9 protein-coding genes are annotated in these 7,496 nt (G+C 64.7%); 5 read left to right on the top strand and 4 right to left on the bottom strand.

Annotated features, from left to right (window positions below; genetic code table 11):
* The 3 genes from DI606_RS18770 to DI606_RS18760 all read left to right on the top strand — a co-directional run.
* Positions 1 to 376, top strand: a 376-nt coding sequence (locus DI606_RS18770; RefSeq protein ID WP_293985387.1) for a DUF6118 family protein, incomplete at its 5' end; no start/stop codon positions are given.
* Positions 376 to 645 (top strand): DUF1971 domain-containing protein, encoded by a 270-nt coding sequence (locus DI606_RS18765; RefSeq protein WP_047867206.1) that lies wholly within the window; start codon positions 376 to 378, stop codon positions 643 to 645. The genes DI606_RS18770 and DI606_RS18765, both read left to right, overlap by 1 nt.
* A 9-nt stretch (positions 646 to 654) precedes the next feature.
* The gene (locus DI606_RS18760) at positions 655 to 1,947 is read left to right on the top strand and encodes a serpin family protein (RefSeq protein ID WP_239659618.1); all 1,293 of its coding nucleotides are present in this window, start codon (positions 655 to 657) and stop codon (positions 1,945 to 1,947) included.
* A gap of 6 nt (positions 1,948 to 1,953) precedes the next feature.
* On the opposite strand, the gene DI606_RS18755 is transcribed toward DI606_RS18760, so the two are convergent.
* On the bottom strand, positions 1,954 to 2,133 hold the full coding sequence (locus tag DI606_RS18755; protein WP_047867207.1) for a hypothetical protein: 180 nt from the start codon (positions 2,131 to 2,133) through the stop codon (positions 1,954 to 1,956).
* Positions 2,134 to 2,626: 493 nt separating this feature from the next.
* Between DI606_RS18755 and DI606_RS18750 the strand changes: the two genes are divergently transcribed.
* The gene (locus DI606_RS18750) at positions 2,627 to 2,911 is read left to right on the top strand and encodes a WGR domain-containing protein (RefSeq protein WP_283407163.1); all 285 of its coding nucleotides are present in this window, start codon (positions 2,627 to 2,629) and stop codon (positions 2,909 to 2,911) included.
* Positions 2,912 to 3,735: 824 nt separating this feature from the next.
* Here the strand turns inward: DI606_RS18750 and DI606_RS18745 are convergent.
* Genes DI606_RS18745 through DI606_RS18735 form a run of 3 tightly spaced genes read right to left on the bottom strand, consistent with a single transcriptional unit; the run spans position 3,736 to position 6,159 of the window.
* The gene (locus tag DI606_RS18745; RefSeq protein WP_293985377.1) at positions 3,736 to 4,668 is read right to left on the bottom strand and encodes an alpha/beta hydrolase-fold protein; all 933 of its coding nucleotides are present in this window, start codon (positions 4,666 to 4,668) and stop codon (positions 3,736 to 3,738) included.
* A gap of 4 nt (positions 4,669 to 4,672) precedes the next feature.
* A complete protein-coding gene (locus DI606_RS18740; protein ID WP_293985376.1) occupies positions 4,673 to 5,851 on the bottom strand; it encodes a hypothetical protein in 1,179 nt (392 codons plus the stop codon).
* A complete protein-coding gene (locus DI606_RS18735) occupies positions 5,848 to 6,159 on the bottom strand; it encodes a PadR family transcriptional regulator (protein WP_293985375.1) in 312 nt (103 codons plus the stop codon). Before DI606_RS18735 ends, DI606_RS18740 begins: the two co-directional genes overlap by 4 nt.
* Before the next feature lie 487 nt (positions 6,160 to 6,646).
* On the opposite strand from DI606_RS18735, the gene DI606_RS18730 reads away from it, so the two are divergent.
* Positions 6,647 to 7,339 (top strand): sigma-70 family RNA polymerase sigma factor, encoded by a 693-nt coding sequence (locus DI606_RS18730; RefSeq protein ID WP_293985374.1) that lies wholly within the window; start codon positions 6,647 to 6,649, stop codon positions 7,337 to 7,339.
* Positions 7,340 to 7,496: the final 157 nt, after the last annotated feature.

The following is a 7,496-nucleotide window of genomic DNA, read 5'->3' as shown; positions in this document are numbered from 1 at the left end:
GCGCGAGCTGCGCACCGTCGTTCAATCGGCGCTGACGGCGCGGGATCAAAAGAACCGTCAACTATGGTTCGGGCTGGGCGGGTTGCTTATCGGCATCCTGCTCTGGTCCTTCCTGCCCGGTATGGTCGCGCGCGAGATCGCACCGGCGAGCTGGCAATGGCCCGAACGCATGGCGACGCGGGTTCTTGCCGAGACGACACCGTGGGATGCCGGGCAGCATCTTATGGCGAGCGCATCGCGGCCGAGCTGGGAGGCGATTGTCGCGGTCGACAGGTTGCTGCGCGACAATCGAGAAAAGATCGAAGGATGCCGGCAGACCGCAAGGAAGGCGGATCAGCCGGTGCGATGCACGATCCAAGTAGGAGCAGAGAAATAATGGTGCTTCCCTACCGCTCGACGCCCATATTCGATGAGGTGACATTGCCCGCTGCCCTGCGCTCCGAGCATCGCACCAAGGCCGGTGTGTGGGGCGTGATCCGGGTCATCGAAGGGAGATTGAAGCTCACCTATCTCGACCCTGCCTCGGAGGTGATCCTTACACCTGAGCGGCCAGGGCTTGTTCTACCGGAACAGCCGCATTTCGTCGAACCCCTCGGAGCCATGCGGATGCAGGTCGATTTCTACGATCAGCAGCCAAGCCTCTAGGGAGCAGCCATGCCAAAAGCAGCCCTGTCATTCCCGCTTCTTGCCATCCTCGCGCTTGGTGGTTGTGCGACGAGCGAACCGGCCTCCAATATCGGCCCGCCTCCCGCCGGGCAGTCGGAGCGAAGCGGCGAGATCACGCCTTGGGGGCTGACCTATGGCGCGGCGGTGATGACCTCCAAGGTCTACCCGCACCTGGCAGCGGCGGCCGATGCAAATGCTAATCTGTTCATCTCCCCAGTCAGCCTGTCGCAGGGCCTGGGGCTCGCCTATCTTGGCGCGCGGGGCGGCACACGCGAGGAGATCGGGCACGCGCTTGGCTGGGATTCGGCCCGCAACGTCCCTGCGCTCATCAAGTCCTACAATACGCAGCTCACCGACACCGGCGATGCCGATACCACGCTCGGCATCGCGAACGCGCTGTGGCTGGCGAAGGGATTGCCGATCCGGAACGAGTATGTCGCCGAGGCGCATGCCGGCTTCGGAGTGGCTCCGGAAACAGTCGATTATGCCGGAAACCCTGCCGAAGCAGCCGAGCGGATCAATGGCTGGGTTTCGCGCGAGACGAGGGGCAGGATTTCGCAGATCGTCTCTCCGAGCGGCTTCGGGGATGACACTGCCGCTGTGTTGACCAACGCGCTTTACTTCAAGGCGAAGTGGCAGGTGCCGTTCGAGGAGACGGAAACGCGGACCTTCACTCGTGGCGACGGCTCGCGCATCCCGATCACGATGATGAAGCGGATTGGCCGGTTCGACTATCGCGAGACCCGGGAAGGGCAGGCAATCGCGCTGCCTTATGGCGGCGATGGCTTCGTGATGGAGATTTTCCTGCCGCGTGACGCGGCGACCCTGCGCCGCTGGGAGCGTGAGCTGAAGGGTGTCGATTTCTTCGCCGGCGAGCAGGGCGGCAATGATCGTTTCGACCTGTCAGCGGAGCAGGCTCGCGAGATGCGTATCGTTCTGCCCCGCTTCGAAGCGAGGTTCGATGAGAGCGTGAAGGCAGCGCTGATCGCAGCGGGCATGCCAAGCGCCTTCGATCAGCAGCGTGCGGACCTGTCGGGGATCGCCAGCGGTGTGCGCCTCGCGATCGATGACGTGGCGCACGCGACCTTCCTGCGCATCGATGAGGAGGGCACCGAGGCGGCGGCGGCAACCGCAGTCAAGATCGTCGTGACCAGTGCGCGGATAGAGCCTCAGGTGCCGGAGATGGTGGTCGATCGTCCTTTCCTTGCCACCCTGCGAGACCGAAAGAGCGGCGCGGTGCTGTTTTTCGGGCGCATCGCCGATCCGACAGCGATTCCATAGGCGCACTCAGGCCATGCTCCGTTCAGCCGTGCGGGCGTAGCCTCCCGGTATGATGATGGTGTCGCTATCGCGAGCGATCGGAACGGCTCTGGCCGGTGCGGCGTTGAGTGCGTCCACGCCCGCCATGGCGTGCTCCTGCATCCTGCCCGACAATATCGAGGCAGCGGCGCGCGCGGCGTTCGCCAAAGCCGATCTTGTTGGTGAGTTGGAGATAGGGCGGGCGCCGGTGACGGCACCGCGCAGTTTCTGGTGCGGGTCGGACGGACGAGCGCGACTATGGTTCAGGCCCGGGCATAAGATCGAGCAGAGCCGCCCCGCGCGCGTTATCAGCGTCACAAAGGGCCGCGTCTCGGGACCAATCAGCATCCGTACCAATCCGATGATGAACATAGGTGGCCGGTGCGGGATGGCCGGGAATAGCTGCCAGGTTTCTCTCAGCCGAAGCGCCGTTCGGACCGGCCCCATGCTGTTTCGGCGTGTTGCGCCGGGCACCTATGAACCCTTGGACGTTTGCACCCAGTCGGCGTTCACCACCTGGCTCGAACAGCGCCAGAAGCATCGCGCAAGCCCGCAGACGCGGTAACGCTTCGAGGAACCATCGATTTCCTGAATCACCGGCTTGCCATTGATTCAGGAAAGTCGCCGGACTTGGAGAGGCTTATTTCGTAGGCTCCGCGCCATGAATGGCGCGAACCTGTCCCTGCCCGAGCCGATCGAATTGGTGGCGATCGACCCGGCGCGCAACATCCGCCGGCGTTACAGCATCACCGCAAGCCTCGATCTTTTCGGCATGATCGTTGTAGAAACCCGCTGGGGCCGGATCGGCGCACACGGCCAAGCCCAGCGGCACGCCTTCGCCGATCGCGCGGCGGCCGACCGCCACATTGCCGCGACCCTGCGGCGGCGCGGCACGGCCGAAACCCGGATCGGGGTGCCTTACGAGCTGGTGCCTACCGAGGTTTGAGCCGCCACCGCCACGTCGGCTGCTTGAAGAAACCGGCCGTGCTACGGCCAGCATGTTGCCGGCTCAAGCGGCGCATCCTCTCCTGGACGACAGCCCTGGCGACCATCGGCCGACCGTAGCGCTCCGCATTCTAGCTGGAAATGGTTCAGCGGGACAGGATGCCGGCGGTCCCTTGCACGTCTGGCGTTCGCCTGTGAGCGCTACGGCGGCGATGGTCATGGCGCGCGCGTGTCGAAATGGACGCTCTGGAAAAGCCTCGCGCCAGATTTTCTCGGCCATCGATGCAAGCTCCTGCGGCGTCGGCGGCCGAGCCTCACGAATGCACGCTATCAAGGCGCGCGGAAACAGGCGCTCCATCGTCTCTCTCCGATTGCGATATGGAAGCCCCATAGCACGCGCGCAGCCCCGATCGACCGAGACGGGACGAAGCGGGCCTTGAAGCGGTCTGGCTGGCAACATCGGCGGCTCGCACCCCCTATATGTAGCCGCTCGCAAACATAGCGGCGTCTGCTCGCCATCGGAGTGATTTCCTGCTCACGCTATCTGCCACTGGCGGGAGGCATCCTGCTCGAATTAGCTGCCAGTGTGCTCGCCATCATCCGGCGCTGCTCGCAATCGAAGGTTCCTGCTCACATTATCCGTTGCGGGTGAATGCCAACGGCGGGTTCCGCTCATACGCTGGACCGTCCCATTTCTCCGTCTCCAAGAGGCCATTTCGGGAAAGAGCAATCGGGAACATATATTGGGAAAACGGCTGCCTCCTTGCCGTCCAGCGTGCCTCGCGAACGTCAGCCGTCCCGATCATCCTTCCTTTGCGGGAAAGCTCAGGACAAGAGGAATGCCGCCAGCGACGCCACGTCCGTCGCGCAGTGCCCGCCATAAAGCGGATGCCACTCCGTCTTGACGCCGCGCTTGCGGGCCATGTCGGCAAGCCGCTGCGTCCCCTCGAAATTACCGTACGCATCGTACAGCCCGTTCGACAGATACAGCGCCGGATAGGCCGGGTCCGCCCGCTCGATCAGCGCGAGTGGCGAGACGCGCTGCCATTCGGCATCGTTCGCCGCATACTTTCGTGCCATCATCCACACGCCGAAGATATTCTCGGGGTTCGCACCCGTGCGTTGCATCGTCGTGCGGATCGTGGAAAACGATGCGAACGGCGAGATCGCATAGACGCCGGGGCACAGCGCCGCGACCTTGGCAAACCGCGACGGGTAGGACATGCCGGCGATCAGGACGTTGAGGCCACCCATCGACTCGCCCATGAGCAAGCGACGACGCGGACTCCCGATCTTCGCTTCGATCGCTGGCAGACGGGTCATCAGGTCGTCCAGCAGCCCGCTGTCGGACTTCTCCCCTTTGGGGGTCAGCAGCCAGGTCGAACCATAGGATAGCGTCACGACGGTGGGAGGCAGCTCGGGGCGGCGCTGCCATTCCGACTGGATCAGGGCCGTCATGTAGGTGTCGTCGTTCCAGATGCGCTCGTCGAGGTTGCGACCGTGCATATGGTAGACGACGTCGCCATTCGTCCCCCGCCGATCACGATAGACACAGTAGCGGAGCGACCCGGACGCGCCGCACGTTTCCTCCGCCGGGCGGAACGACACCTTTTGAGCGCCACGGGTTCGAGTGACCTCGCCCCATGCATAGTAGATCAGGGCGACGAGGAGCGCCGCGATGAGCCAGTACCGGTAGGGCCGCGTCGTCATCAGCCGGATGGTGCGACGGAGCTTGCTGGTTGCGGTGGAAGCCGACATGCGATCAGGCCAGTCCGACGAGGAGATGGCGGTCGGACAGCGTGTTGTCCGCCTCGCCGCGTGTTCGGGACGAAGCGCCGGCATGGACTCCGGCCCGTTTCGGCAGCGCCAGCAGGCTCAATGCGTAGCCGATGATCGCACTGCCGCCATAGCCGACGATCGGCGTCGGATAGTTGCCGAGGGCGGCCGCCATGATCGCCGCGAGCCAGACAGCACCGAAGGCGGCGTAGGTCGCGCGGTTGCCGGCATCGCGTCGCCAACCCACGATCGCCGGGACCAGGAGCAGCGCGGAGCCACCCAGCACCGCCAGACCGGCAGCGGCGTGAGCATCGAACGACGAGGTGAAGACCCGCTCGACATAGGGGACCGCGGGCAGCGTATCGGCGAGAGCGAGCGTCACAACGAAGCCGGCGACGCTCGCCGCGAGCGCCACGATGGATTGCCGGTCGCGGCACAGGATCGCGAGCGTCGCGAGGCCGAGAACGAGCATCCCAGCCATCGCCCGATCGGGTTGCAGCGCCATCGCAGCAGCGGCGATGATGATGCCTGCGGTAGCGGCTACGCTACGCGCTTGCGAGAAAAGAACGATCATCAGCGGCAACAGGATCAGGCTGGGCTGGAGGGCAAATCCACCGATTCTTACCCAGCGCGATACGCCGTCGACCTCGATGCCGGCGAGTGCAGTTGCGAGCAGCGCGCCCGCCATTGCGAGGATGGCACCACCCGACCATTGCCGTCCCACCGGCGCGGTGCGGCCGATCAGCGCCAGCATCGTCAGGCCGATCGCCAATGCGCCGACGTTGACCCCGAGATAGCGCGTCGGCGCACCCGCGATCACCATATGGGCAAGGCCAAGACCGACCGCGCCGACCGCGCAGGCAATACCAAGGGCGCGAGGGCGACGCATCGCGGCGTCGAAGACTGTCATGGAGGTCGATCCTTCGGAGAACGGAGCGCCATCACCGATCAGCGAGGCGAAGGGATGAAGCAGATGCGATGCGACTGCGCGGGGCATGAGCCCGCACACGCTGTCGAGCGCGAACAGAAGCGCCTTAGTGTCGTCCGGGATGCCAGCAGTCTCGCAACGGACCGCCCAGCCCCACGAATGTAGCGAAGGGGGCAGCGTCGCTTGCAGGGCACGACACGCAAGATCGGCCAGACCGCGGCGAAGGCCGGCGCTCATATCGTCGCCTCCCGGCGTTGCCCGGCCGGTGGCACCGCATGTCCGGGAGGATTGGCGCGGGCGAGCTGCACGCCGGTCGCCGTCAGCCGGTAGGCGTGCCGGGGCGGTCGCCCCCCTTCCGCCGGTTGCTGCCATTCTGCCTCAAGGTAGCCTTGCGCCTCCAGGCGGATCAGGAGCGGGTAGAGCGTGCCGGATTTTACATCGGCGAGGCGGGCCAGTTCATAGCCGTGTGACCATTGGCCACCGGCATCGAGCAGGACGGCAAGGACCATCCGGGCATGGGGTGAGAGCGCACGTGTTCGAGACATGCGCACTAAATCTACCTAGATCGATTTATCGTCAAGCGGCTAGATCGATCGTGCTAGCTTTTCTGACATTCTCACATTGCCGAGTTTCAAGAAACCTTTGGCATTCCCATTTCCCGATCCCAATCGGGACGATCACGAGCGGCGCGGTTCGCGCTTGTTCGATCGCAAGCGTATATCTGTGCCCGCTCTATGCGCCGTCCGCTGTTCGCAAAAACCTTCCTTTCTGACGATCTTGCCGACCGGCCATGACCGCAACGCATTTCTGCGGCCGCCGCGTATCAAAACTGTTCTGGAAACCCGCTTCGCAAAAGCGCCTACCGGCGACGGGTTTGGAGAACCCGTTGGCAAGGAGCGTGAGCACAACGCCCCGTTTGCAAGCAGTGCCGGATGATGGCGAGCGCACTGGCCGATAATTTGAGCAGAATGCCACCCATCGGTGGCAGATAGCGTGAGCAGGAAATGCGGCTGATTGCGAGCAGACGCCGCTATGATTGCAAACGCCTACACCTATATCTTGAGGGCAGGAGAGCCCTGCCCGGAGAATGAGATGCCGCCCGATGTGCCTGCCCGTGTTCCCTTGCCGATCGCCATGCCCGATGATGCGTTCGGAGCAGCGCTGATCGAGCAGGCGGCGGCGCTAAGCGCCTATGCGCGGCGACTGACTGGAGGCGGCGCCGATGCCGACGACCTTCTGCAGGACACCATGCTCCGGTGCTGGACCGCGCGCGCCAGCTTCGCGGCGGGAACAAGCCTCGCCGCCTGGGCGCGGACCGTGATGAAGAACAGCTTTCTCACCGGTCGCCGCCGCGCCCGCTTTCATGCCGACCTGCCCGAAGAGGCGCGCGACCGCATGCTACGGGTGGACGAGACCCAGAGCCTCGCCGTCTGGCTGCGGGATACGGATTGGGCGCTCAGCGAGCTTCCGCCCCACCAACGCGAGGCGGTGCTGCTGGCGAGCCAGGGCGTGTCCATCGAGGATGGCGCGGCGCAGCTCGGCATTGCCCCAGGCACATTCAAGAGCCGCATCGCACGCGGGCGGACTCGGCTGCGCGCCCTCATCGAGGAGCGATCGACGCCGCTGCTGGCCGACAGGACCGATCGCGATATGCACCCACCAGCGGCCAAGCGGCCCATCCACCTGCGGAAAAAACGGGACTGGCGGGGCGTCAAGATCGGCTGATCCCCGGTGTGCCTGTCGGCTTGTTGCTTTTCTTAACGGCTTGCGGGTAGCGTGCGCACACCTGCGGAGACGCGGGTGGAGGCGTGGAAACCTCCTGAAACACGAGCCGGTCGAGCTTCATCGACCGGGTGGCGGGCGCGCATGTCCAAGCCACCCG

This window comes from Sphingobium sp. (genome assembly GCF_003248505.1).
In the GTDB taxonomy this organism is placed as follows: domain Bacteria; phylum Pseudomonadota; class Alphaproteobacteria; order Sphingomonadales; family Sphingomonadaceae; genus Sphingobium.
Note: the sequence above shows the minus strand (reverse complement) of the source record. Positions and strands in the feature narration are given on the sequence as shown.

What these genes read in the sequence shown, in the direction of transcription:
- DI606_RS18745 (WP_293985377.1), bottom strand. Translation starts at nt 4,668, where the DNA reads ATGTCGGCTTCCACCGCAACCAGCAAGCTCCGTCGCACCATCCGGCTG.
- DI606_RS18750 (WP_283407163.1), top strand. Translation starts at nt 2,627, where the DNA reads ATGAATGGCGCGAACCTGTCCCTGCCCGAGCCGATCGAATTGGTGGCG.
- DI606_RS18740 (WP_293985376.1), bottom strand. Translation starts at nt 5,851, where the DNA reads ATGAGCGCCGGCCTTCGCCGCGGTCTGGCCGATCTTGCGTGTCGTGCC.
- DI606_RS18735 (WP_293985375.1), bottom strand. Translation starts at nt 6,159, where the DNA reads ATGTCTCGAACACGTGCGCTCTCACCCCATGCCCGGATGGTCCTTGCC.
- DI606_RS18730 (WP_293985374.1), top strand. Translation starts at nt 6,647, where the DNA reads ATGATTGCAAACGCCTACACCTATATCTTGAGGGCAGGAGAGCCCTGC.
- DI606_RS18765 (WP_047867206.1), top strand. Translation starts at nt 376, where the DNA reads ATGGTGCTTCCCTACCGCTCGACGCCCATATTCGATGAGGTGACATTG.
- DI606_RS18760 (WP_239659618.1), top strand. Translation starts at nt 655, where the DNA reads ATGCCAAAAGCAGCCCTGTCATTCCCGCTTCTTGCCATCCTCGCGCTT.